This window comes from Helicobacter pylori (assembly GCF_006440215.1).
Taxonomy (GTDB): Bacteria; Campylobacterota; Campylobacteria; order Campylobacterales; family Helicobacteraceae; genus Helicobacter; species Helicobacter pylori_CS.
In genome coordinates this window covers 15159-38028 of sequence record NZ_VEZH01000004.1, presented here as the reverse complement: position 1 = coordinate 38028, position 22870 = coordinate 15159, and the positions used below count along the sequence as shown (strand labels likewise).

At 37.4% G+C, this 22870-nt stretch carries 22 protein-coding genes and 1 pseudogene; 5 read left to right on the top strand and 18 right to left on the bottom strand.

The window, feature by feature from the left end:
- Positions 1–134 precede the first annotated feature (134 nt).
- From cagZ to cag5, 3 genes are read left to right on the top strand one after another with little or no spacing between them, the layout of a single operon-like run.
- On the top strand, positions 135–734 hold the full coding sequence (cagZ, locus tag FIM44_RS02870) for a cag pathogenicity island translocation protein CagZ (RefSeq protein ID WP_050852234.1): 600 nt from the start codon (positions 135–137) through the stop codon (positions 732–734).
- A gap of 4 nt (positions 735–738) precedes the next feature.
- A complete protein-coding gene (gene virB11 / locus FIM44_RS02865; protein ID WP_000133871.1) occupies positions 739–1731 on the top strand; it encodes a cag pathogenicity island type IV secretion system ATPase VirB11 in 993 nt (330 codons plus the stop codon).
- An 8-nt stretch (positions 1732–1739) separates the two neighbouring features.
- Complete coding sequence (cag5, locus tag FIM44_RS02860; protein WP_140579018.1) at positions 1740–3986, top strand: VirD4 family type IV secretion system ATPase Cag5; 2247 nt, start codon at positions 1740–1742, stop codon at positions 3984–3986.
- Positions 3987–4464: 478 nt separating this feature from the next.
- On the opposite strand, the gene cag4 is transcribed toward cag5, so the two are convergent.
- From cag4 to FIM44_RS02835, 5 genes are read right to left on the bottom strand one after another with little or no spacing between them, the layout of a single operon-like run.
- Positions 4465–4974, bottom strand: coding sequence for a VirB1 family T4SS lytic transglycosylase Cag4 (gene cag4, locus FIM44_RS02855; RefSeq protein WP_140579017.1), 510 nt, complete (start codon positions 4972–4974; stop codon positions 4465–4467).
- Positions 4975–4983: 9 nt separating this feature from the next.
- Positions 4984–6429 carry a type IV secretion system outer membrane cap subunit Cag3 gene (gene cag3 / locus FIM44_RS02850; RefSeq protein ID WP_140579016.1) on the bottom strand — a complete coding sequence of 482 codons (1446 nt, stop codon included), beginning with the start codon at positions 6427–6429 and terminating at the stop codon, positions 4984–4986.
- Positions 6422–7081 carry a topoisomerase DNA-binding C4 zinc finger domain-containing protein gene (locus FIM44_RS02845; RefSeq protein WP_120928220.1) on the bottom strand — a complete coding sequence of 220 codons (660 nt, stop codon included), beginning with the start codon at positions 7079–7081 and terminating at the stop codon, positions 6422–6424. Before FIM44_RS02845 ends, cag3 begins: the two co-directional genes overlap by 8 nt.
- Positions 7050–7208: a cag pathogenicity island protein gene (locus FIM44_RS08805; protein WP_120892954.1), complete on the bottom strand. Its 159-nt coding sequence runs from the start codon at positions 7206–7208 to the stop codon at positions 7050–7052. The genes FIM44_RS02845 and FIM44_RS08805 overlap by 32 nt, the downstream gene beginning before the upstream one ends.
- Before the next feature lie 15 nt (positions 7209–7223).
- Complete coding sequence (locus FIM44_RS02835; protein ID WP_000785788.1) at positions 7224–7571, bottom strand: cag pathogenicity island protein Cag1; 348 nt, start codon at positions 7569–7571, stop codon at positions 7224–7226.
- 171 nt (positions 7572–7742) lie between these two features.
- Between FIM44_RS02835 and FIM44_RS02830 the strand changes: the two genes are divergently transcribed.
- Positions 7743–8597, top strand: coding sequence for an SEL1-like repeat protein (locus FIM44_RS02830; protein ID WP_140579015.1), 855 nt, complete (start codon positions 7743–7745; stop codon positions 8595–8597).
- Between the two features lie 73 nt (positions 8598–8670).
- On the opposite strand, the gene csd6 is transcribed toward FIM44_RS02830, so the two are convergent.
- The 6 genes from csd6 to FIM44_RS02800 form a co-directional block, all read right to left on the bottom strand.
- Positions 8671–9663 (bottom strand): cell shape-determining L,D-carboxypeptidase Csd6, encoded by a 993-nt coding sequence (gene csd6, locus FIM44_RS02825; protein ID WP_140579014.1) that lies wholly within the window; start codon positions 9661–9663, stop codon positions 8671–8673.
- Positions 9660–10565: a GTPase Era gene (gene era / locus FIM44_RS02820; RefSeq protein WP_194148683.1), complete on the bottom strand. Its 906-nt coding sequence runs from the start codon at positions 10563–10565 to the stop codon at positions 9660–9662. The genes csd6 and era overlap by 4 nt, the downstream gene beginning before the upstream one ends.
- On the bottom strand, positions 10565–11896 hold the full coding sequence (hslU, locus tag FIM44_RS02815; RefSeq protein ID WP_140579012.1) for an ATP-dependent protease ATPase subunit HslU: 1332 nt from the start codon (positions 11894–11896) through the stop codon (positions 10565–10567). Before hslU ends, era begins: the two co-directional genes overlap by 1 nt.
- On the bottom strand, positions 11896–12438 hold the full coding sequence (hslV, locus tag FIM44_RS02810) for an ATP-dependent protease subunit HslV (protein ID WP_140579011.1): 543 nt from the start codon (positions 12436–12438) through the stop codon (positions 11896–11898). The genes hslU and hslV overlap by 1 nt, the downstream gene beginning before the upstream one ends.
- A 3-nt stretch (positions 12439–12441) precedes the next feature.
- A complete protein-coding gene (gene rplI / locus FIM44_RS02805) occupies positions 12442–12891 on the bottom strand; it encodes a 50S ribosomal protein L9 (protein WP_180399048.1) in 450 nt (149 codons plus the stop codon).
- A 62-nt stretch (positions 12892–12953) separates the two neighbouring features.
- Positions 12954–15044 (bottom strand): DUF262 and DUF1524 domain-containing protein, encoded by a 2091-nt coding sequence (locus FIM44_RS02800; RefSeq protein WP_140579009.1) that lies wholly within the window; start codon positions 15042–15044, stop codon positions 12954–12956.
- A 136-nt stretch (positions 15045–15180) separates the two neighbouring features.
- On the opposite strand from FIM44_RS02800, the gene glnA reads away from it, so the two are divergent.
- Complete coding sequence (gene glnA / locus FIM44_RS02795; RefSeq protein ID WP_140579008.1) at positions 15181–16626, top strand: type I glutamate--ammonia ligase; 1446 nt, start codon at positions 15181–15183, stop codon at positions 16624–16626.
- 13 nt (positions 16627–16639) lie between these two features.
- Here glnA and FIM44_RS08585 read toward each other — a convergent pair.
- The 7 genes and pseudogenes from FIM44_RS08585 to csd3 form a co-directional block, all read right to left on the bottom strand.
- A pseudogene (locus FIM44_RS08585) lies at positions 16640–16832 on the bottom strand (hypothetical protein).
- 98 nt (positions 16833–16930) lie between these two features.
- Positions 16931–17047 carry an urease-enhancing factor gene (locus tag FIM44_RS02785; protein WP_096425006.1) on the bottom strand — a complete coding sequence of 39 codons (117 nt, stop codon included), beginning with the start codon at positions 17045–17047 and terminating at the stop codon, positions 16931–16933.
- Positions 17048–17476: 429 nt separating this feature from the next.
- A complete protein-coding gene (dapB, locus tag FIM44_RS02780; protein WP_140579007.1) occupies positions 17477–18241 on the bottom strand; it encodes a 4-hydroxy-tetrahydrodipicolinate reductase in 765 nt (254 codons plus the stop codon).
- Positions 18242–18263: 22 nt separating this feature from the next.
- A complete protein-coding gene (glcD, locus tag FIM44_RS02775) occupies positions 18264–19643 on the bottom strand; it encodes a glycolate oxidase subunit GlcD (protein ID WP_140579006.1) in 1380 nt (459 codons plus the stop codon).
- A 4-nt stretch (positions 19644–19647) separates the two neighbouring features.
- A complete protein-coding gene (pgbA, locus tag FIM44_RS02770; protein ID WP_140579005.1) occupies positions 19648–21000 on the bottom strand; it encodes a plasminogen-binding protein PgbA in 1353 nt (450 codons plus the stop codon).
- A gap of 10 nt (positions 21001–21010) precedes the next feature.
- Complete coding sequence (locus tag FIM44_RS02765) at positions 21011–21649, bottom strand: NUDIX hydrolase (RefSeq protein WP_140579004.1); 639 nt, start codon at positions 21647–21649, stop codon at positions 21011–21013.
- A complete protein-coding gene (gene csd3 / locus FIM44_RS02760) occupies positions 21649–22869 on the bottom strand; it encodes a peptidoglycan DD-metalloendopeptidase Csd3 (protein ID WP_140579003.1) in 1221 nt (406 codons plus the stop codon). Before csd3 ends, FIM44_RS02765 begins: the two co-directional genes overlap by 1 nt.
- Position 22870: the final 1 nt, after the last annotated feature.

Genomic DNA, 22870 nt, shown 5'->3' with positions numbered 1-22870 from the left:
AAGAGAAAGGATAAAATATATTTATGTTATTAAACTCGGTTCTTTACAAAATAAAAGACAAAACCAACAGCAGGCTCTTCCAATAGGATATAGTGGCGGAAAAAACCAAGCAAAAACAATGAAAGGAAACAGCAATGGAACTCGGTTTCAATGAAGCAGAAAGACAAAAGATTTTAGATAGCAACAGATCTCTTATGGGAAACGCAAATGAAGTAAGGGATAAGTTTATTCAAAATTACGCCATTTCTTTAAAAGACAGCAACGATCCGCAAGATTTTTTGAGAAGAGTTCAAGAGTTAAGAATCAATATGCAAAAGAATTTTATTAGTTTTGACGCTTATTACAACTATTTGAACAACCTTGTGTTAGCCAGTTACAATCGTTGCAAACAAGAAAAGACTTTTGCAGAAAGCACGATCAAAAATGAACTAACGCTTGGGGAGTTTGTTGCAGAAATTTCTGACAACTTCAATAATTTTATGTGTGATGAAGTGGCAAGAATTTCAGACCTAGTGGCTTCTTATCTGCCAAGAGAGTATTTACCGCCATTCATAGATGGCAATATGATGGGCGTGGCGTTTCAGATTCTAGGGATAGATGATTTTGGAAGGAAGCTCAATGAGATTGTCCAAGATATAGGGACTAAATATATTATTTTGAGCAAAAATAAGACTTATCTCACTTCTTTAGAAAGAGCTAAATTGATAACCCAATTAAAATTAAATGTGGAATAAGAATATGACTGAAGACAGATTGAGTGCAGAAGATAAAAAATTTCTAGAAGTGGAAAGAGCTTTAAAAGAAGCGGCATTAAATCCTCTAAGGCATGCTACTGAAGAACTTTTTGGTGATTTCTTAAAAATGGAAAATATCACTGAGATTTGTTACAATGGGAACAAGGTTGTATGGGTTTTAAAAAATAATGGCGAATGGCAACCATTTGATGTGAGAGACAAGAAAGCCTTTAGCCTGTCTCGTTTAATGCATTTTGCTCGGTGTTGTGCGAGTTTTAAGAAAAAAACAATAGACAACTATGAAAATCCTATTTTGAGCAGCAATTTAGCGAATGGTGAAAGGGTGCAAATTGTCCTTTCCCCTGTTACAGTTAATGATGAAACCATTTCCATATCCATAAGGATACCTAGCAAAACAACCTATCCTCATAGCTTCTTTGAAGAGCAGGGTTTTTATAATCTACTAGATAACAAAGAACAAGCGATCAGCGCAATTAAAGATGGTATTGCTATTGGTAAGAATGTGATTGTTTGTGGTGGCACAGGAAGCGGTAAAACGACTTATATCAAAAGCATCATGGAGTTTATCCCCAAAGAAGAAAGGATTATATCCATTGAAGACACCGAAGAGATTGTATTCAAACACCACAAGAACTACACACAGCTTTTTTTTGGTGGGAATATCACCTCTGCTGATTGCTTAAAGTCATGTTTGAGAATGCGACCTGATAGAATCATTTTAGGAGAACTCAGAAGTAGTGAGGCATATGATTTTTATAATGTGCTTTGTAGCGGTCATAAAGGCACGCTAACCACTCTACATGCAGGGAGTAGTGAAGAAGCGTTTATCCGTTTAGCCAACATGAGTTCGTCTAATAACGCAGCAAGGAATATTAAGTTTGAAAGCCTCATTGAGGGCTTTAAAGATTTAATTGATATGATTGTCCATATCAACCACCACAAACAGTGTGATGAATTTTATATCAAACATAGGTAGTAGGCACAATGGAAGACTTGTTGTATAACACCTTATATTTCATAGAGGATTATAAGTTAGTTGTTATTTTTAGTTTCATAGGGTTAATAGCGTTATTTTTTCTCTACAAATTCATAAAAGCTCAAAAAAAGGCTTTTAAAGATAAAGCTAACCAACCTCAAAAGAAAAAAAACTTTAAAGAAATCATTATAGAGGGGCTGAAAGAAAGAGTTAAAACCTTTGGCTTTTGGTTACAAGCTACACTATTGCTATCCTATTCTTTTATCACATCAGGATTATTTTTCTTGATCCTCTTAGGTAATTTTTATGATGATAATAAATTGCCTGAGAGTGATGATGATCTTTTTGATATATGGATCTATGCGATACAAGATTTTCCTGCATACTATTTTAAGGCGCTTTGTTTTAGTTCACTCAAGATTTATGGGTTCAATATATCCTTAGTCGTATATAGTTCTATTTTATGCTCTTATATCTTCATTACCTTTTTTGTGTGGTTCTTAAAATACTTAACTCGGACTAGAGATATAGGAGCGAATAAAAAAGTTGATGATCTCTTTGGTAGCGCGAGTTGGGAAACTGAAGAGAAAATGATCAAAGCCAAGCTCATCACGCAAAACAATAAAAAACGCGCCTTTGACAAACGAGAGGTGATTGTAGGCAGGCGAGGTTTGGGGGATTTTATCGCTTACGCAGGACAGGCGTTTATTGGACTCATTGCCCCTACTAGGAGCGGTAAGGGGGTGGGTTTCATCATGCCTAATATGATCAATTACCCTCAAAATATCGTTGTGTTTGACCCTAAGGCTGACACTATGGAAACTTGCGGAAAAATCAGGGAAAAACGCTTCAACCAAAAAGTGTTCATCTATGAACCTTTCTCCTTAAAAACACACCGATTCAATCCTTTCGCTTATGTGGATTTTGGTAATGATGTGGTTTTAACTGAAGACATACTCTCTCAAATTGACACACGCTTAAAAGGTCATGGGATGGTGGCTAGTGGGGGGGATTTTTCCACTCAAATCTTTGGATTGGCAAAGCTCGTGTTCCCTGAAAGACCTAATGAAAAAGATCCTTTTTTTAGCAATCAAGCGCGAAATCTCTTTGTCATCAATTGCAATATTTATAGGGATCTCATGTGGACTAAAAAGGGGCTTGAGTTTGTCAAAAGAAAAAAAATCATCATGCCTGAAACCCCCACGATGTTTTTCATAGGTTCTATGGCAAGCGGTATCAACTTGATTGATGAAGACACAAACATGGAAAAAGTCGTGTCTCTGATGGAATTTTTTGGAGGTGAAGAAGATAAGAGTGGTGATAATATAAGAGTGCTTAGTCCTGCCACTAGAAACATGTGGAATAATTTCAAGACAATGGGCGGCGCTAAAGAAACTTACAGCTCTGTTCAAGGGGTCTATACTTCAGCGTTTGCCCCCTACAATAACGCCATGATCAGAAATTTCACGAGCGCTAATGATTTTGATTTCAGGCGTTTAAGGATTGATGAAGTGAGTATTGGCGTGATCGCTAATCCTAAAGAAAGCACTATTGTTGGGCCGATATTAGAGCTGTTTTTCAATGTGATGATTTATAGCAACCTTATTCTACCAATCCATGATCCACAATGCAAAAGAAGTTGTTTAATGCTCATGGATGAATTTACGCTCTGTGGCTATTTAGAGACCTTTGTTAAAGCGGTAGGGATCATGGCAGAATACAACATGCGCCCTGCTTTTGTGTTTCAAAGTAAGGCGCAACTAGAGAATGACCCCCCACTTGGTTATGGTAGGAATGGCGCTAAGACTATTTTAGACAACCTTTCTTTGAATATGTATTATGGGATTAACAACGATAACTACTATGAACATTTTGAAAAACTTTCTAAGGTGTTAGGGAAATACACTAGACAAGATGTGAGCCGAAGCATTGATGATAATACCGGTAAGACCAACACTTCTATCAGCAACAAGGAGCGGTTTTTGATGACCCCTGATGAATTGATGACTATGGGCGATGAGCTTATCATTTTAGAAAATACGCTCAAACCCATCAAATGCCACAAGGCGCTTTACTATGATGATCCCTTCTTCACCGATGAGCTCATTAAGGTGAGTCCAAGCTTGAGCAAGAAATACAAATTGGGGAAAGTGCCTAATCAAGCAACATTTTATGATGATTTGCAAGCCGCTAAAACCAGAGGCGAATTGAGCTATGATAAATCTTTAGTGCCTGTGGGTTCAAGCGAACTGTGATTTTAGTTTCTAATCATTAGTTTCGTTCTGGAAATCCTTCAAAATCAGATCAAACGCTTCTTTGCTAAAAAATAATCTTTGTCTTGCATGAAGCGTTTGAGTTTTCCTATATCTTTAGTGGAATTTTCACTCATCAAAAGCTTGTGTGTTCTTTGATTTGCCAGCCATCGCTCTTATTGGATTGCTGCATGCGCTAGATTAAAATTCATCAATCCATTTTTACAGCACCCATGCCCAGAGAAAATGGCATGAATTGGAAGAATTCTTACGCTATATGTCTTTATAAGGAAAGCAAAAGCCTATTCCAAAAAATAAAAAGACAAAATATCTTAACAAAAAGAATCAAAATATATTTTAAAAAGATTAAAAGATAATGATGCAAATAATATTATTATAAATTTGTAAGATAGTAGGAGTATATCACCAAGATTGCTTATAAGAATTATAAAGATTCAAAATAAGTTAGTTCTAGCATGCTTTATTCGTTGTAATGCACTTGCGAATAAATGCAACGAAACTTCTTCACATAAGCGCCATTAGGGTTGTGCTTCATTCCCCCATTGTAAGCGCCTATTGCCATTTCTACTAATTGATACACGCTTTTGTTAGGATATTTTTGTTTGTAGTAGTCAAAATTTTCTTTCAAAATTTGTTTGGCTAATTGGATCGCAAAACCCACATCATTGAGCAATTTGAACTTGAGGAGCGTTTTAGAATAGGTAGGATAGAATTTTTTAGCGGTGTTTAAGGTGATATGAAACATGGAATAAGAAGTGTCTTTTAGGGAAATTTCACGCTTGTTGTTCAACCCTAGAGAGCTTTCTAATAAAGCGATAGAAATGAGCGTTCTGCACACCACTTCATTATCGCAGCCTTTTTGATGGATTTGGATAAGATTTTCATACTGCTTGAAACTAATGGCTACCTTTTGGCATGGATAGGCTAAGGAATTAAGAAGTAAAAAGAGACCAATCCATTTCTCAAACAAAACTTTAACTTACTTTGAATCTTTCAGTAACGCTTTTTGTAACTTCTGCTTGTCGTATTTGAGCTTGTCTTTTAGTGGTGAGAGCAGATTTTGAACACTCTCATAACCACACAGCATTCCCTCTTTGTAGGGATCATTTTTGATTTTGACATAGAGACTAATGCCATTAGCGTAACACAAGCCATTAGACTTAATATAGTAGCTCTTAATTTCTTCTTCTAAGCTTCTCAAGTCATTAGGGTTGAGAGGTGTTTTTTTGCTGTAAGAATTTTCACTAATCAAAGTCCCTTGATAGCTTCGTTTGATCGTGGTTTCTTTATCCACTAACAATCCGTTATAGTTTTCTTTTTCCTTGACAACTCTCATTGTTTCATCAGGATTACTTGTTCTAGGAGAAATAGGCACTTCCACTACTCTAGGTTTCTTAGCATTTTTCTTTTTCAACTCTGCTTCTAAAGCTTTTAGTTTCTTTTGATTTTCTAAGTCTTTGAGCTTGTATTTAGCCAATTCAGCCTCTTGTTTTTCTTTTTCTGCTAAGAGTTTCTTTTCCCTCTCTTCTTCATTGGCTATGAGTTGGGAGTTAGCGATTAGCTCTTCTATGAGCTTCTCTTTGCTGTTTTCAGGAGCGGTTTGAGTGGCATAAGGTGATGGTTGAGCCTCATTGGCGTTATTTGTCTCTTTTAGTCTATACAAGCTATAAGGAGCAATGATATTAGGTTTTTGAGTAGCGCTATCGCTAGTGGGCATAGCTACCATTTCATCTCTTAGAGGCGAACACACTTCATCATTGGGTCTGCAGATCACATCGTTGGCGTAGTTGAAATACGCGCGTTTTTGTTGTTCAAAAAGCTTATTCTCATCAATTGACGCTCCCTTATCAAGCGTATGGGCATTGGGATCGCTTCTTTTTGGCACTCTCAAAAAAGTCGCTTGGGCGTAAGGCAGGTTTTCATTGATTTTTAAGACAAACTTAGCGTTTCGTTTGTTGAGTGCTTTTAGAATGTTGTAATACCCATTGACTTGTTCTAGTGAGCCTGTGATGATGATGAGATCCGCATAGGTTCCCATTGCTCTTGTTTTGATAATGGGGTTTTCTATGGATAGATAGTTGTTGTAATCCAATAGATCCATAGCGTAGAGATAGGTTTTGTCTTTCAAAGCGCTATTACCAAACCAATCCCCAAAGCTTTTGTCATTCACATTCAAAGTGTCATATATATCAAAGAGCGCTTGAGTTTTTGTGTCATCAACAGAGACATATTGAGGCTTCTTATTATCAGGGATCTGTTGGCGTTGTTTAGCTTCTTTTTTGAGTCGTTTAGCTTCTTTCTTGGTCTCTTTAGTTTCTTTAGTGGCCTTAATGACCTTATCGGCTTCACTTATTTCTTTAGCATAAAGAGTGTTAGAGGTTAGTAAGCCTATGAGCGATACAGAGATTGCTAGTTTTCTAAACATTAGTTTCCTTTTTTTTCAGATTGATATAGAGACAAAATTCCATTGCATTTAAGATAAGTGATATAGCTGTAAAAAATTCATTGTTTTTGAAATTCTTTCTTCTTTTCATTAATCTATTGCATTTGGGACATTTAGGATCTTGTGAATCCATACTAGCAGTCCATTTGCACTTAGGATAATTTTTACATCCTAAGAAAAAAGAATTTTCTTTAATATTAGCTTTTACACCAGCCAAAATGAAACGCTCAAGGCGTTTGATTTTTTGCTTTTCAATCTTATTAAGCAATTCTTTTTTTTCTTTTTCTAAATCTTTTTTTCGTTCGTTTTGTTTTGCAAGATCGATAAAGTAAAACTTCCTATTGCAATTCTTACAAGCGTAAGCTCCTCCCCTACCACTTTCTACTTTTTCCATTATGGGCGTGTTTTCACAATGCAAGCAGACCATTTTCATTGAGCCATTTATTTCTCGTAAAACGCCCTTACAGTCGCCTTTATTTACATAATTAGAGCAACCATAAAATGAGACACCATTCAATTCTCTTTGTATCATTTTAGGTGTGTTACAAACAAGACAAATCAAATATTCTCTGACTCTCTTAATATTAAACTTAGAAAAATTATTACTCACATTGTAACTCGTAGCTAGACTCATATTGCAAATAACTACTCTTAAATCTAAAAAAAGAATTTATAGGTCGCTTGTGTGGGTCATGCAGTGAGTAATAAACCACTAGAACACCTAAATTTTTGAAATTTTCTCTCATTCTTTCTTCAGTCAAAATCGCTGTTTTACCTCAATCTTTATTCTCTTTAGCTTCAGTTGGTCCGTTGGTAACGCTTGTTGCTTGAGATTTTTGGGTTTCGTTATTGACAGTTGTTGCCGCTTTAGGTTGTTTTTTGGACAATTTTTCAACTAATTTCACTAAGTTGATATTAGAAAAAGACAAAAAGATTCCTATTGCGACAAAGATTATCCCAACAATCCCCATAGCACCGCTCAAGACACAACATAAAACCCCTGCTCCAATGAGACCTAATGCATCATAACGCTTGTCAGTCAAACTGTTTTTGAAAAAATTTACAAAAGCGTTTGGTTTCTTTGTTTCATGGGTTGTTTCAGTTGTATTGATTGTGTCAGCCATAGTGTTACCTCCATTAAGGTATATTCTCAATTTGTTACTATGAAACAAATTCATGCCATTATAGCAAAAAATATAAAACCATCTCTATGTTGCCATTATGCTGTTGTTTGTAATTTAAAAAAAGATGATAAAACAGGCTAAAGAATGGCTCAAATTGTAAAAGGACTTGACATGTTTAAAGATTTTTATCGCACCACCCTCTCTTTTTTAAAGCCTTTATTGCTTTTATTGGGTTTATTGTTGCCGTTTTCGCTTTGTATGGCTGATGAATATATTAGCATAAGTGATGATTGGGATGAAAGGGCGCGAAATCAGTGGGATGAAATTGCGCGAAATCATAAGACATATTATTTTGAAAATGGTTTAGACCATTTTAATCAAGGCCAATACGAGCAAGCCTTTAAAGATTTTAAAAAGGCGCAAGAATACAGCATTGGGCTTGGCAGCGTTTATTTAGCCAAAATGTATTTGGAGGGAAAGGGCGTGAAAGTGGATTACAAAAAAGTGCAATTCTATGCAGAAAACGCTATCAAAGGGTATGGGAGCGGGTTGTTAGGGGGCGCTCTTATTTTAGGACGCATGCAAGCAGAAGGCTTAGGGATGAAAAAGGATTTGAAACAAGCACTTAAGACTTACAGGCATGTGGTTCGCATATTTTCTAATAAAAGCACAAATTTTGCTAACAATTTTAGATTACCAAACCTTGCGGAATTCACTAGCATGCTTATTGGATCGCGATTCATTGATCTTTCAGGTTTGAGCGCGAATCCTATAAAATTTGGAAAGAAGTTTGGAATACTTGTTAAGAAATCCACTCAAATCAAAGATAAGACACTTCTTTGGGAAGACATTGCTGAAATTTCAAGCAATATTATTTTACTCAAACAACAAATGGGGGAAATCCTTTATAGAATTGGGATCGCTTATAAAGAAGGGCTTGGCACTAGAAAACAAAAAAGTAGGGCTAAAAAATTCTTGCAAAAATCCGCAGAATTTGGCTATGAAAAAGCCATGGAAGCTCTGTAGTTTGTAATCAAACTTGTATCAAGCTTTTAGGATTAGAAAAATCCGCTTCAATCGCTCTCATTAAAACAAAGCCCTATTTTTCCATTACAATAGACACTTGATCGTTTTCAATCTCTATGTAGAGTTCTTTTTGAGAATGAGAGCTATAAGAGAGCTTGTTTTGCTGGTAGGCTTTGTAATCTTGGTCAAACGCCACATAAAACAAGCGCTTGTTCTGGGAGTTGGGGTAAGGGATCACACTAATAGAAGAAAAAGCGATATTCTTTTTTTCATTTTTTGCAAACACCCTTTTTTTATACTCTTTAAAAGCGTTGAATTTCATGCCGTCATAGCGAGTGAAATCGGGGTTATAAAAACGCATGTAGCGTTCAAAATCGCCCCTAGCCCAGGCTTCTTTCCATTGGAAAAGGGAGCTTAAAATCATGCTCAATTCCTCTTTAGTGCTAGGAGAAAACTTGTCTTCATAAGTGATAAGGAACGCTTTTTCGCCTTTCAACACTTTGTCATAAGAGCTTAGAATAGGGTTTTCAATCGCAATACAGCCCTTAGTGTTCAATTCATTCCGATCGCCATTTAAAGGCATTCCATGCACCCAAATGCCATGCCCGGTGCGTTTTTTCAAGGTATCATACAAATTAGGGTAATTCGTTACAAAAGCCAAAACGCCATAATATTGATCCAAGCGTTCTAATTTCTGCGTGATGCGATACACTCCAATAGGCGTGGCCAAATCGCCCTCTAAAGTTTTATCGCCCTTTTTAGAGCCTACAAGGGCTTTAGAGCTGTTGATTTTTTTAAGCATGTTGTTGTCTATTTCATAAAACTCTAAACTAGGCTTGGATTTATCCGCCACAAATAAAAACTGCTTGTTTTGATAATAGCCAAAATCCGTGTCCTTATTTTGAAGCTCTTCTGCCCAAAAAGATTTATCCGCTAAATAAGAGTCCAGCTTTTGACCCACCACTTCCAAGCCTTGCTTTTGATAAAGGTGCATGATTTCTAACAAACGCTCATCAGCATTCAATCCCACAAACCCCATTAACAGAGCCGGTAATATTTTTTTCAATCCCTATTCCTTTGATGGATATAACCCAGTTTTTGCAAGCTCTTTTCTTCCTTGCTCCATGATTTTTGAGCAATCACTTGCAAGTTTAAAAAAACCTTTTTTTCGCCCACTTCTTGCATTTTCAATCGCGCGCTAGTCCCGATGCGTTTGATATTCACCCCGTTTTTGCCTATCACGATTTTTTTTTGGCTTTCTTTTTCTACGATAATACGCGCATACACCTTGTCCATGCGTTCTTCTTCTATAAATTTATCAATCATCACATCGCTTTCATAAGGGATTTCATCGCTCAAAAAATCAAACAAAGTCTCCCTAATGATTTCCTTATAAATATCGTGCATTTTTTCATCGCTCATCAAATCCTTTTCAAAAAGCCATGCGCTAGGGCTTAAATGCTTGCTGATACATTCTAAAAGCGTGTTTAAATTTTGAGATTTTTTCGCGCTCAAAGGCACTAGGGCTAAAAATTGCGAAGCGTATTTTTGATACTCTTGTAATTTTTGTAAAACTTGTTTATGCGTGGCTGTGTCAATCTTACTCAAAGCCAAGATATGGGGTTTTTGGCACAAACTCAAAAACTCTTCATAGCCTTTTAAATCATCATGCACAGAAGCCAAAAAAACGCATAATTCGGCATCGCCCATTGCTTTTAAAGCCTGTGAGAGCATGCACTGGTTGAGTAATTTTTCTTGATGATGGAGCCCTGGTGTGTCTAAAAAAATGATTTGGCTCTCATACCCTTCTTTATCTTTAAAAGGCACGATGCATTTCATCAATTTTCTGGTCGCATTAGCCTTATGCGAAACGAGAGCCAAATGAGCGTTTAAAAGAGTGTTTAAAAGAGTGCTTTTTCCAGCGTTTGGTTTGCCTATAAGAGCTACAAAGCCCGCCTTAGTTTTCATTATAAAATATACTTCACTAAATTTTCATCAGCCACTAAATCCTCTAGCTTTGATTGAACCAATTCTTTAGTGATAGTAATCTTTTGCCCCGAATAATCCTCCGCTTCAAAACTAATGTCTTCTAGCACTTTTTCAATGGTGGTGTGCAACCTTCTAGCGCCTATGTCTTCGCTTTTTTGATTGGCGTTATAAGAAAGTTTGGCTAACTCTTTGATCGCATCGTCTTCAAACGCAATTTCTACGCCTTCCACTTTTAAAAGGGCTTGGTATTGCTTGATGATAGAGGTTTTAGTTTGGGTTAAAATCATATACATGATTTCTTCGGTTAAATTCTCTAACTCTACCCTTAAAGGGAAACGCCCCTGCAATTCAGGGATCAAATCGCTTGGTTTAGAAAGATGAAAAGCCCCGGCTGCAATGAATAAAATATGCTCTGTTTTAATAGAGCCATACTTCGTATTCACCACACTCCCCTCTACAATCGGCAACAAATCCCTTTGAACCCCCTCTTTACTGGGATCTTGACGGCCTCCTTCTTTAGAGCTTACAGCGATCTTATCAATTTCATCAATAAAAATCACCCCTGAACTTTCCGCGCGCTTCAAACCCTCCATTTTAATGGCTTCGCTGTCTAAAAGCGTGTCGCTGATTTCTGCTTTTAGGGCTTCTTTAGCCTCTTTAACGCTTAAAGTTTTTTTGACTTTATCCTGTTCTTTATGGAAAACCTTAATCAAGTTTTCTTGAACCCTTAAAATTTCAGGCGGCACATTAGAATCAATCTCTATGCTTTTTTTACGCACTTCAATTTCAATTTCTCGGCTATCCAACTCGCCTTGCGCGATTCTTTGTTGCATTTTTAAAAGGCTGTTAGCGTATTCTTGTTTTTTTTCTTCGCTCACACCATTAGGCAAGGGGGGTAGGAGTTTTTTAGCGATTTTTTCTATAACCGCTTCTTCAATCTTGTCTTTTAATTTTTCTTTATGCTCATTTTCCACTAAAAGCACGCTGTTATTGACTAAATCCCTCACCATAGACTCCACATCGCGCCCCACAAAACCCACTTCTGTGTATTTGCTCGCTTCCACTTTCACAAAGGGGAGTTCCATGATTTTTGCTATTCGTCTTGCGATTTCCGTTTTACCCACGCCAGTAGAACCAATCATTAAAATGTTTTTAGGCGTGATTTCTTCTTGTAAGGATTTTTCCAGTTGCAAACGCCTGTAACGATTCCTAAAAGCGATAGCGATAGACTTTTTAGCTTCCTTTTGCCCAATGATGTATTCATCCAAATAAGCGACAATTTCTCTTGGGGTCATATTCAATTTAGACATTAAAGCTCCAAAATTTTAATATTCGTGTTGGTGTAAATGCAAAGATCCCCTGCGATTTTTAAGGACTCTTCTACAAGTTTTCTAGGCTCTAAATGAGCGAAATTATCTAAAGCCCTAGCCGCGCTTAAAGCAAAATTCCCCCCACTCCCAATAGCAGCGATCTTATTGTCTTCGGCTTCTAAAACATCGCCCGTGCCGCTCAAAATAAAAATGTGATCGAAGTTTAAAACGATCATCATCGCTTCTAGTCGGCGTAAATACTTGTCTTTGCGCCATTCTTTGCTGAAATCCACCACGCTTTTAAACAAATCCCCTTTTTTGCTCTCTAAAATGCGTTCAAACATATCAAACAAACTAAAAGCGTCCGCAGTGCTCCCGGCAAACCCGCTTAAAACCTGGTTGTGATACAAGCTTCTGATTTTTGTCGCATTGGTCTTGACTACACAACTACCCAAAGTTACCTGCCCATCGCCTCCAATGAGCGCAAACTTCTTGCCCCCCATCTCCCCTCTATAGCCTAGAATCGTCGTCGCTTCAAACATTTTCTACTCAGTCACCACATCAATTTTAAACACGCCCACAACCCCAAATCCAAGCTTGACTTCAATCTCATAGATCCCTGTGCTTTTAATCGGGTGTTTGAGTTCAATGTCTTTTTTATCTAAATCTAAATTCGCATGCTGTTCTTTCAAACGCTCTGTGATTTCTTCCTTAGTGATCGCTCCAAATAAAGAGCCGTTCGCACCGACTTTTTTATGGATAGTCAGCGTGATGGTCTGTAAGGTTTCTACCATTTGCAATTTTTGTGCCTTTTCTAGGGCTTCTTTTTCCGCTTTCTTTTTAACTTCGGCTTTGTATTTGTTGATCACTTCGTTAGTGGCGAGTTTGGCTTTTTTGTTAGCGATTAGAAAGTTATTCCCATAGCCATCTTTAACCTCACACACTTCACCCGCTTTGCCTAAATTTTTCACATCTTCTAGTAATAGAACCTTCATTATATCCCCTTTAAGTTTTAGGTAATTTGTAATTATACTCTTTATTTTAATAAGTTGGGTTTTTATTGCCTGTTCCTACTACCCATCTGTTTTTCTAAAACTTGTTTGATCAACCCCAAACAATAAGGGATATTTTCTTTTGTTTCTAGTTTGATTTCTATGTCCCCATTCCCCAAATGACCTTTATTAGTCATATCCCTTGCCAGATTTTTTTCGTCTTGCAGTTCATTAAATGGCATATTTAAATACAATTTTAAATCCTTGTTTTGCACAACAATATCCACAAAATTTTTGTCAAACATATAAGAGATATACTCTTGATTAAATTTTTCGGTTATCCTTTCATCAAGAGCTTTAATCTCTTTGCTTAAAATATCAAACAATTCCCTTGAATGAGAACCAAACTTATAAGAGCTTAAATCATAAGCCTTTTTTTCTCTTTTGCCTTTCTGTTTATATTTCTCTAATGTTTCTGCATCTAGCTTGGGGTAAGTCCAAATCTTTAAAGCCCAATCCGCTAAATCATTAGCTCTTTTTTTAATCTGTTCTTCGCCAAAAACTTCTAAATCCCTCAAACCCTGATTGAGTCTCAACGGGCTTTGTTTGAAGCCCTTCTCCATATCTCTTTTTTCTTTGAAAGGCTTGTTGTTATACTCCTTGTTATAACCGGTTAGAGTGAGATTCCCTATTGTGTGGAGGTATTTATCGTGTATTGCTTGAAAATTTTCACCCAAATCCCTTTCCCATTCTTCCTCGAGTGTTTGAGACATGATGTGTTCAGTAGTGTATTCATGGGCATAAACTCGCTCTTTTCTTTCAAAATTTTCTAACCTTTCAAGAAAGTATTCCCTTTTTTGAAAATGATAAAAATCTATCGTAATAAAATGCTCTTTAAACTCGTCATTGTTTGGAAATCTTTGTTTTTCTGTCAGATAGCCAAAATGCACTTTTATACTTTCAAGATATTGATCTTTATTGATCTTTTTTGTAACAAAGGGAAAGACTTTATTGAGACTATTTGTGCCAAGCCCGCACACCGCCCTTCTGTAAAGATAGCTCTCTGTTAAATAGATAATAGAGGTAAAATCCTGATCGGATAAAACCCCATCTCTATAATCGCTATAAAGCTCTAGTAGTAGCGGATAGATCACATCCATCTCTAAATCCACCAAAAAACTTAAAGCCTTTTTTAAATCTTTATCAGCTTCTTTATCAGCTTCTTTTTTGAACACGATTTGGCAAAAATACCCGCAATATTTTTGCAAATCTTTTAATAAATCCTCTATTTCTATCCCCTCTTTTTGCTGATAATCCTTGAAAGCTTTATAAACTCTTTTCTCATTGGGAATCTTTCCTATTTTAATCGTGAGGTAATGCTTAACAAACCGATCAAATAATTTTTCATTTTGTTTAAAATCCTCCTCCATAGCCCTCCAATATTGATTATAAAAGCCTTCTTGCTTTTCAATCTCTGTTTCCATTACGATATAGTTTCTGATCAAATCTGTTTGCGTGAGTTCGATACCTTTTGAGTTCATGCTCTCAAAAATAAGTTGAGGATCATCTTTTTCTTTCTTTAAAGCAATCCAAACTATCATGAGTTTTTCTAATCCTTTAAAAATGGTTTCTAGTTTGTCGGTGTTTTTACGAATCCATTCTTCAAATAATTTAAGATTTTCCACTATTTTTAATGAAGGCTCGCTCGGTTTTCTTTTGTTTTTATCAATCAAAGACAGCAAGGTGTCTTTATCAGACTCTGAGAGGATGAGTCTGAATTTCTTATCGCCGTCCTTATTGTTGTTAATAAGATAGCTCTCTATTTCTTTACGCGAAAATTTTCCCAAAATTTTAACTTCATCGCTTAAGTGATTCCTTAAAGCGATAAGCAAAAGCGTGATAGTGGTGAGCCTTTGTTGGCCGTCAATGATGAGTAATGGATTGTTAGAGTGCGTATTACCATCTAGCACATACAAAATAGAACCGATAAAATGCCCGTCCATCTTATCATTTCCACCAATTTTTATAATATCATCCCATAACTGCTTGCATTGTTCCTTTTCCCAACTATACAACCTCTGATAAATGGGAATGACCAATTGATTCTTTTTATTGTCTTTAATAAAATTTAATAGTGTGGTTGCTTTTGCGTCCATAAAACACTCCTTGATTTAGCGGATTTTACCGCATGCGTCTTAATAAAACTTGATACAGATTTTACTTTTTTTACCCCATAAATGCTATAATCACCCCTATCAATCAAACTCAATTCATAACAATTAAAGGTGGTTAATGGTAGTAAGAACTCAAAATAGTGAAAGCAAGATCAAAGAATTTTTTGAATTTTGCAAAGAAAATGAAGTGGAATTTGTGGATTTTAGATTCAGCGATATTAAAGGCACTTGGAATCACATCGCTTATTCTTTTGGGGCTTTAACGCATGTCATGTTTAAAGAGGGGATCCCTTTTGATGCGAGTTCTTTCAAAGGCTGGCAAGGCATTGAACACTCCGATATGATTTTAACCCCCGATTTGGTGCGTTATTTCATTGACCCTTTTAGCGCGGATGTGAGCGTGGTCGTGTTTTGCGATGTGTATGATGTGTATAAAAACCAGCCTTATGAGAAATGCCCTAGAAGTATCGCTAAAAAAGCCTTACAACATTTAAGAGATTCAGGTTTGGGCGATGTGGCTTATTTTGGCGCAGAGAATGAATTTTTCATCTTTGACTCCATTAAAATTAAAGACGCTTCCAATTCCCAATACTACGAAGTGGATAGCGAAGAGGGCGAATGGAATAGAGATAAGAGCTTTGAAAATGGCGTGAATTTTGGCCATAGACCGGGCAGGCAAGGGGGCTATATGCCTGTGCCGCCAACGGATACGATGATGGATATTCGCACTGAAATTGTGAAAGTCTTAAACCAAGTGGGGTTAGAAACTTTTGTCGTCCATCATGAAGTCGCGCAAGCACAAGGCGAAGTGGGCGTGAAATTTGGGGATTTAGTGGAAGCCGCTGACAATGTCCAAAAACTCAAATACGTGGTTAAAATGGTCGCTCATTTAAACGGCAAAACCGCCACTTTTATGCCAAAACCTTTATATGGGGATAACGGGAGCGGGATGCACACCCATGTGAGTGTTTGGAAAAACAACGAAAACCTTTTTAGCGGCGAAACTTACAAGGGCTTGAGCGAGTTTGCGTTGCATTTTTTAGGAGGCGTGTTGCGCCACGCTAGAGGGTTGGCCGCTTTCACTAACGCTTCCACTAATTCTTACAAACGCCTGATTCCGGGCTATGAAGCCCCATCTATTTTGACTTATTCGGCTAATAACAGGAGCGCGAGCGTGCGTATCCCTTATGGGATTTCTAAAAACAGCGCGAGGTTTGAATTCAGGTTTCCTGACAGCTCATCAAACCCCTACTTGGCTTTTGCAGCGATTTTAATGGCAGGCATGGATGGCATTAAAAATAAGATTGATCCCGGCGAGGCGATGGATATTAACCTTTTCAAATTGACTTTAGATGAAATTAGGGAAAAAGGTATCAAACAAATGCCCCACACTTTAAGAAGATCGTTAGAAGAAATGCTAGCCGATAAGCAGTATTTAAAAGAAAGTCAGGTCTTTAGCGAAGAATTTATTCAAGCCTATCAGTCTCTTAAATTCAACGCTGAAGTGTTCCCATGGGAGAGCAAACCCCATCCTTTTGAATTTATCACCACTTATTCATGCTAAAACAATGAGCAAATCAATAATCCCACTTTAAAAGTTTAGAATAAGGCAAAAATACCTTATTTTTAAAAGAGTGGTTGAAAAAATTGATTTTCTTTGCTTTTTAAATAAGTCTTACTTAACGCTCTTTAATCTTTGAAAAGGGGGTTTTAACTTTATTTTATGTAAAACCCATTTTTTAAGGGGATAGAGAGCATTTGAAATAACACCCCTAAAACCTCCAACTAAACCTACCTAAACCCAATATTAGTTTGATTGCTAAAATAAGGGCTATCAAAGTCTTTGGGCGTGTAGTGCGCTTCTTTCTCTATAAACAAGCGTCTTTAACGCAAGCAACACGCAAAGCATCAAAGCGAGTCCCAACGCTAGCACAACCGCCGAGCAAAGACGCTCCAATGAACACGCTATTTCTAATGGTTTTCATTTTATATCCTTTTATTTTAGAATTTTTTAATAACTCAAATCCTTTAATCATGCGTTTATGGTAGTTAAGATTTATTATTAAACAAAAAGTAAATTAAACTCAAAACAATCAAAATAACGCTCTAAATCCAAAAACAGAAACGCTACCCTTTGTAATTCTTGATAATTTTTGCTATAATAAAGCCCTAACTGAAATTGTTCATTTTATTTTAGTTAGGCTCCTTGAATTGAAATTGTAGTAGGGTTTACCACACTTGCCTTGTGTTAACTAATCACACAAGGCAAGATTAATCCTTACAAAATAAACTCTTCCAATACAGCTTAATCGTCAGCAATATCCCCTATAGTAAAAAGCCTTTTAGTAAGGCTAACAAGTGGTGGTATTTCATTATAGAAGCGTGAATTATCTATACAAAAAGAATTAAAACATTCAGCCAAACATCTCGTTGATTTCATATTTTTTAGCGGCTTTATCTTTAAGCCATAGAGCCACTTCTAAAGCCCCTTTAGCAAAAATAGATCGGTTAGTCGCTGTATGGCTAAGCTCTATGTATTCGCCCTCTAAATAAAACCCTATCGTGTGCTTCCCGGCAACATCGCCCCCCCTTAAAGCGGCTATGCCAATGCTTTCTTTAGAGCGCAAACCTTCTCTGTGAGTGGTAAGAGCGTTTTTTTCATCATACCCCCTAGCCTTAGCGCAAGTTTCATACAAACTCAACGCAGTGCCGCTCGGGGCATCTTTTTTGAGATTGTGGTGCGTTTCTACAATTTCAATATCCGCATCTTTTAATTTCAAAGAAGCTAAAAAGGCTAATTGGTTGAGCATCATAATCCCTAAAGACATGTTGTGCGCATGCAAAAGCGGTGCTTTTAAGGCTAAATGTTGCATTTTTTCTAGCGTTTCTTTTTCTAAACCGGTCGTTCCAGAAACTAAAATTTTAGGGCATTCTAAAAGAGCTTCTAGCAAATTATCCACGCCTTTAGGTAAAGAAAAATCAATCACGCATTCGCAAGCCCTCACAAACGCTTTTAAATCGTTGGTTACTAAAGGGGTGCGCGAAAAAGAGCTGAAATCTGTTTCGCATTTTTGCCTGACAAACACGCTAGATAGCGCTAATCCCTTATACCCCCCTTTTAATTCTTCTAAAAGCAGTTTCCCTATACGACCGCTCGCTCCATAAACACCGATTTTCATGTGCTTTCCTTGCTTTTAAATCTTACAACCCCATTTTAAAAGGGTTTAAAATATTATTAGGATCAAGGGCTTTTTTAATATTCCTAAAAAGCTCCATTTCACTCTGATTGAACGCTAAAGGCATGAATTTGGCTTTAGACAAGCCTATGCCATGCTCCCCGCTTAAAGTCCCCTCCAAACTAATGGCGGCCTGAAAAATCTCTTCCATAGCCTGATGCCCTTTTTCTAAATCCCTTTTAGGATCTTCTAGCATGATATTCACATGCACATTGCCATCGCCCGTATGCCCAAAACAAGGGATTTTAAAGCCGTATTTTTGGCTTATTTTGGCGACTTCTTGCAACAAACTCGGCAAACTCGCCCTAGGAACGGTCACATCTTCATTCAATTTCTTTTTACCATAAACGCTAATACTTTGAGAAGCGTTACGCCTTGAAAACCACAAATCCTGCTCTTCTTGTTCGTTTTGAGCGATCTTAAAACCCACGCAACCATTGGCTTTAAAATGCTTTTCTATCTCATTGAGTTGCCATGCAATCTGCTCTTTAACCACGCCATCCACTTGAGTGATGAGTATCGCTCCAGCGTCTTTGGGTAAGCCTTTAGAAAATCGTTCTTCAACCGCTTTGATACTCAAATTATCCAAAAATTCCATCGCTACAGGCGTAACCCCGCTGCTCATTGTCTTATAAACAGCGTTCATGGCGTCTTCAATATGGTTAAAAATCCCCATTGCGCTTTGTTTTAGGGGCGGTTTGGCTAAAAGCTTTAAAGTGATTTCAGAAATCACGCCCAAACACCCCTCACTAGCGATCATCAGCCCTGCAACATTAAAACCGGCGACATCTTTGATCGTTTTTTTGCCTGCTCTTATGATTTTGCCATCCGCTAAAACCACCCTTAAAGCCATGACATAATCTTTCGTGATGCCGTATTTAGCCGCACGCATGCCGCCGGCATTTTCAGCGACATTCCCACCTAAAGTGCTTTGATTCTCGCTCGCTGGATCTGGGGGGTAGAATAAATCCAATTTTTCCACTTCGTTTTGGAAATGCTTGTTAATCACGCCCGGCTCTACTCTAGCGATTAAATTTTTAGTGTCAATCTCTAAAATCTTATCCAAATGCTTTTCTACGCTTAAAACTAGCCCCCCGCTCACGCTCAACGCCCCCCCTGTAAAACCGCTCCCAGCCCCCCTAGGCACAACGATAAGGCGGTGCTCGTTGCAGTATTTTAAAATCTGGCTGATTTCTCGCTCGTTTTTAGGGAAAATCACGCCGCTAGGCAAATGCCTTTCTTTAGTAGCGTCATAGCAATAAGCGTTCAAATGCGCTAAATCGGTGAAAAAATCCTCTCCCCCTACCAAGTTTTTAAAATATTGGATGTGTTGCTTCTCTAACATGGGCCTACTTCTTATTCATTTCTAAAGCTTTTCTTCTTTCTTCAAGCTCTTTTTCATCTCTTTCTTGATGCTCTCTCGCTCTTTGTTCAAATTCTTTTGCCCTTTGTTCGGCTTTGGCTTTTTTCCTTTCTTCTTTCAAGCGGCGTTTTTCTTCTTTAGAGCTTGGTTTTGACGCTTCTTTTTTAGCGGCACTCTCTTTTAAGACAGAAGTATTTTCTGTGTCTTTTGGAGTGGCGTTGTTTTCACTACTTGGCTCATTAGCGGATTCTTGATTGATTTCTTGCTCGTTTTCTTTGGCATTGACTTTTTCATTGCCTTTATCCATTTCTAAAGCTTTTCTTCTTTCTTCAGTCTCCCTATCATCTCTTTCATCATGCTCTTTTTCTCTTTCTTCAAATTCCATAGCCTTTTTGGTGGCTTTGGCTTTTTTCCTTTCATCTCTTAAATAACGCCTTTCTTCTTTATCATCAAGTTTGCGCTCTGCTTTTTGGTAGTTTTTCTCTTCTAAAGTAGGAGCGTTTTCTGTGCCTTGATTGGCTTTTTTAGGCTCTTTAATGGCTTCTTGCTTGATTTCTCGTTTAATTTCTCTGGCATCAACCTTTTCTTCTTTCTTTTTAATCCTCACTTCTTTGCGTTTTTCTTTTTTCACTAAAGCGTCATAGTAAGCGAAGTAATTTTTAGACTGACTGCCTGAAAAAAGTTTCCCCAGCGTGCCTGCATCAATGCCCTCAACCCTAGAAAAAAACGGCGTAGAAGTTTTAGTAACACCGCTTGTATCCAGCTCTCTTTTTTCTAAAATTTCAAAACTCTCACAGCTTAAAATATTGAGCGTGTTCGTGGTTACAATATAAATCACCCCCACGCTATAAACATTGCACGCTTTTCTTAAATTAGCGATTTTTGGGTCAAACCCGTTCAAAAAAGTCACCAACAAATCAGAACTAATAAAATTAATATCGGTGTTAGTCGCTCTAATTTGCTCATAGAGTTCATCATTAGGAGCGATTAAAAACGCTTGGTTGTTGAATTGCCTAAAATAGACTAAATCACCCTTTCTAGCGACCATTCTTGGAGTGGGTAAATGGCTTTGTTTCATAGACTCAAACGCTCTGAATTTAGCCGTTGCGACACCATTTTCAACGGCAATAATGACCACTTCAGAATTAACGATTTCATAATCTGAAAGTTTAGTAACGACAAAACCAAACTCCCCCACTTGCAAATCATGAGCAGGAAAACGAATGATTTTTTTAGGCAAATCCACAAATTCTATACTCACTCTTAAGGGTTCTTGCCAAGAGGCTGATTGCAAGCTTATAAAACTCATTAGAAGAAGTCCTATCAAAAGCCTTAACATAAAATTCCTTTTAAACATTTTTAAACTTTTTTAAATGCCATAAAATGGCTAAAGACAATCCGGTGGTTTTAGCGTATTGAAAATCCATTATAAAATCAAAAGCTTTTGATCGCTCTAAAAACAGCACTTCAATCTTTTCGGTATCAATCCCCCCACCCTTTGAAACCCTCAAATTCTCGCGCACTTCAGCGTAATAGAGCGTTTGCAAACTCCCGCTCAACCCGGTCGCACTATAAAATTGGCCTATGGTTTCTAAGTTTTTAGGGCTAATTTGATAACCGCATTCTTCTAGCGCTTCTTCGCAAGCGATTTCTTCTAAACTCTTATTAGCTTTATCCACAAGCCCCGCACACAATTCATAAGTGTATCCGTCAATAGTTTGATCTTGATCGTGCTTAAAATGAAAATGGCGCGCATAAATGGCTGGGCGGAATTGTTTCACGATCACAAAGCAATCGGATTCTTTTTCATAGAGTAAAACCGCCACGCTGTCTAAAGACTTAATAATATCCCATGTTTTCTTAGTATTCTCTTCATTATAATGCATGCGTTTTAATTCTATGAAATTAGAGCTAGAACAAGGCTCTAAATACACACTGGAATCATCTATTAAAGATTTTTGATTGAAAGCATTCTTAAAATAAGACATTAAAAACCCTCTAAAAGATAAAATGAATTTTTTTCAAAAGAATGGGTTTTAAAAAGTTCTTCTAATTTTTGCTTAGAATGCTGAGCTTTTTCTAAAAAAACCTCTCTTTGTTTGCCATGCAACTTGCTTTTAGCGGTGCGGATATAGCCTAAAGGATTAATGGGGCGGGAGTTTTTATACACGCCAAAATGCAAATGCGGCCCGGTGCTTAAACCCGTGCTTCCCACTCTTCCTATGATTTGCCCTTTTCTAACGAATGATCCTTTTTTTAATCCCTTGGCAAACATGCTCATGTGGGCATACACCAAACGCAATTCATTCAAATGGATTTCAACCACATTCCCATACCCCACCTTAACCCCTATAAAACCCACACGACCATCTGAAGCCGAATGAATCAAACTGCCATGTTTAGCCGCATAATCCACGCCGTAATGAGGCCGTCTGACTTTTAAGACAGGATGGAATCTCCCATACGAAAAAGGCGAAGAAATGCGGGTGTATTTCACCGGGGTTTCTAGTAAAAACCCTGCCACTTCTTGCGCCTTTGAATCGTAATAGCGCCCGTTTGAATGGGAAAAAAGATAGTATTGGTGCGAACGAGAGCTAATCATGGCTATTTTAATGGTTGGTTGGCCAAACGCTTGCCCCACACGATAATCTCTTGTATAAACGATAGCGATTTTATCGTTTTTTGCTAGGCGTTTAAAAGGCACGCTTTTTTTATACGCGTTCATCAATTGGTTGGCTAAAAGGGGGTCATTGGTGGCTTTGACAATATCTTGATAGGGCGAAGTTTGTAAAGAAAGAAGGAGGGTTTTTTCTTTACGAGTGAAGATAATGGGGATAAAGTCTAAAAAATAGTCCTCCCCTTTTTTGTAAATATGGATTTGTAAATCCTGGCTTATAGGGATAAGGGCTTGAATGAGCGTGTTGTTAGCATCTCTTAAGGTGTAATAGGTAACATTGCTTTGGATTTCAGCGCTCAATTCTTTATCTTGAGAGCTTAGGTTGTAGTAGAGTTTTTGGGGGATATGATTTTTTTCTAAAAACCCTAACAGCGTGAGCTTATCCCACACAAGCCTTTCACCCACCAATAAAGTTTGCTTTTTAGCCATTTCATCGGCTTTTAAAAGAACCCCATGGGATAAATGGGATAAAAAAGCAACCATTAAAAAATAGATAAAATTTAAAATAATTTTCTTATGAAAAAATACCATG

Bases quoted from the DNA above. Each gene is read 5' to 3' on its own strand.
- cagZ (WP_050852234.1), top strand. From the start codon at position 135: ATGGAACTCGGTTTCAATGAAGCAGAAAGACAAAAGATTTTAGATAGC.
- virB11 (WP_000133871.1), top strand. From the start codon at position 739: ATGACTGAAGACAGATTGAGTGCAGAAGATAAAAAATTTCTAGAAGTG.
- cag5 (WP_140579018.1), top strand. From the start codon at position 1,740: ATGGAAGACTTGTTGTATAACACCTTATATTTCATAGAGGATTATAAG.
- cag3 (WP_140579016.1), bottom strand. From the start codon at position 6,429: ATGTTTAGAAAACTAGCAATCTCTGTATCGCTCATAGGCTTACTAACC.
- FIM44_RS02845 (WP_120928220.1), bottom strand. From the start codon at position 7,081: ATGAGTCTAGCTACGAGTTACAATGTGAGTAATAATTTTTCTAAGTTT.
- FIM44_RS02835 (WP_000785788.1), bottom strand. From the start codon at position 7,571: ATGGCTGACACAATCAATACAACTGAAACAACCCATGAAACAAAGAAA.
- FIM44_RS02830 (WP_140579015.1), top strand. From the start codon at position 7,743: ATGTTTAAAGATTTTTATCGCACCACCCTCTCTTTTTTAAAGCCTTTA.
- era (WP_194148683.1), bottom strand. From the start codon at position 10,565: ATGAAAACTAAGGCGGGCTTTGTAGCTCTTATAGGCAAACCAAACGCT.
- hslU (WP_140579012.1), bottom strand. From the start codon at position 11,896: ATGTCTAAATTGAATATGACCCCAAGAGAAATTGTCGCTTATTTGGAT.
- hslV (WP_140579011.1), bottom strand. From the start codon at position 12,438: ATGTTTGAAGCGACGACGATTCTAGGCTATAGAGGGGAGATGGGGGGC.
- rplI (WP_180399048.1), bottom strand. From the start codon at position 12,891: ATGAAGGTTCTATTACTAGAAGATGTGAAAAATTTAGGCAAAGCGGGT.
- FIM44_RS02800 (WP_140579009.1), bottom strand. From the start codon at position 15,044: ATGGACGCAAAAGCAACCACACTATTAAATTTTATTAAAGACAATAAA.
- glnA (WP_140579008.1), top strand. From the start codon at position 15,181: ATGGTAGTAAGAACTCAAAATAGTGAAAGCAAGATCAAAGAATTTTTT.
- FIM44_RS02785 (WP_096425006.1), bottom strand. From the start codon at position 17,047: ATGAAAACCATTAGAAATAGCGTGTTCATTGGAGCGTCTTTGCTCGGC.
- dapB (WP_140579007.1), bottom strand. From the start codon at position 18,241: ATGAAAATCGGTGTTTATGGAGCGAGCGGTCGTATAGGGAAACTGCTT.
- glcD (WP_140579006.1), bottom strand. From the start codon at position 19,643: ATGTTAGAGAAGCAACACATCCAATATTTTAAAAACTTGGTAGGGGGA.
- pgbA (WP_140579005.1), bottom strand. From the start codon at position 21,000: ATGTTAAGGCTTTTGATAGGACTTCTTCTAATGAGTTTTATAAGCTTG.
- FIM44_RS02765 (WP_140579004.1), bottom strand. From the start codon at position 21,649: ATGTCTTATTTTAAGAATGCTTTCAATCAAAAATCTTTAATAGATGAT.
- csd3 (WP_140579003.1), bottom strand. From the start codon at position 22,869: ATGGTATTTTTTCATAAGAAAATTATTTTAAATTTTATCTATTTTTTA.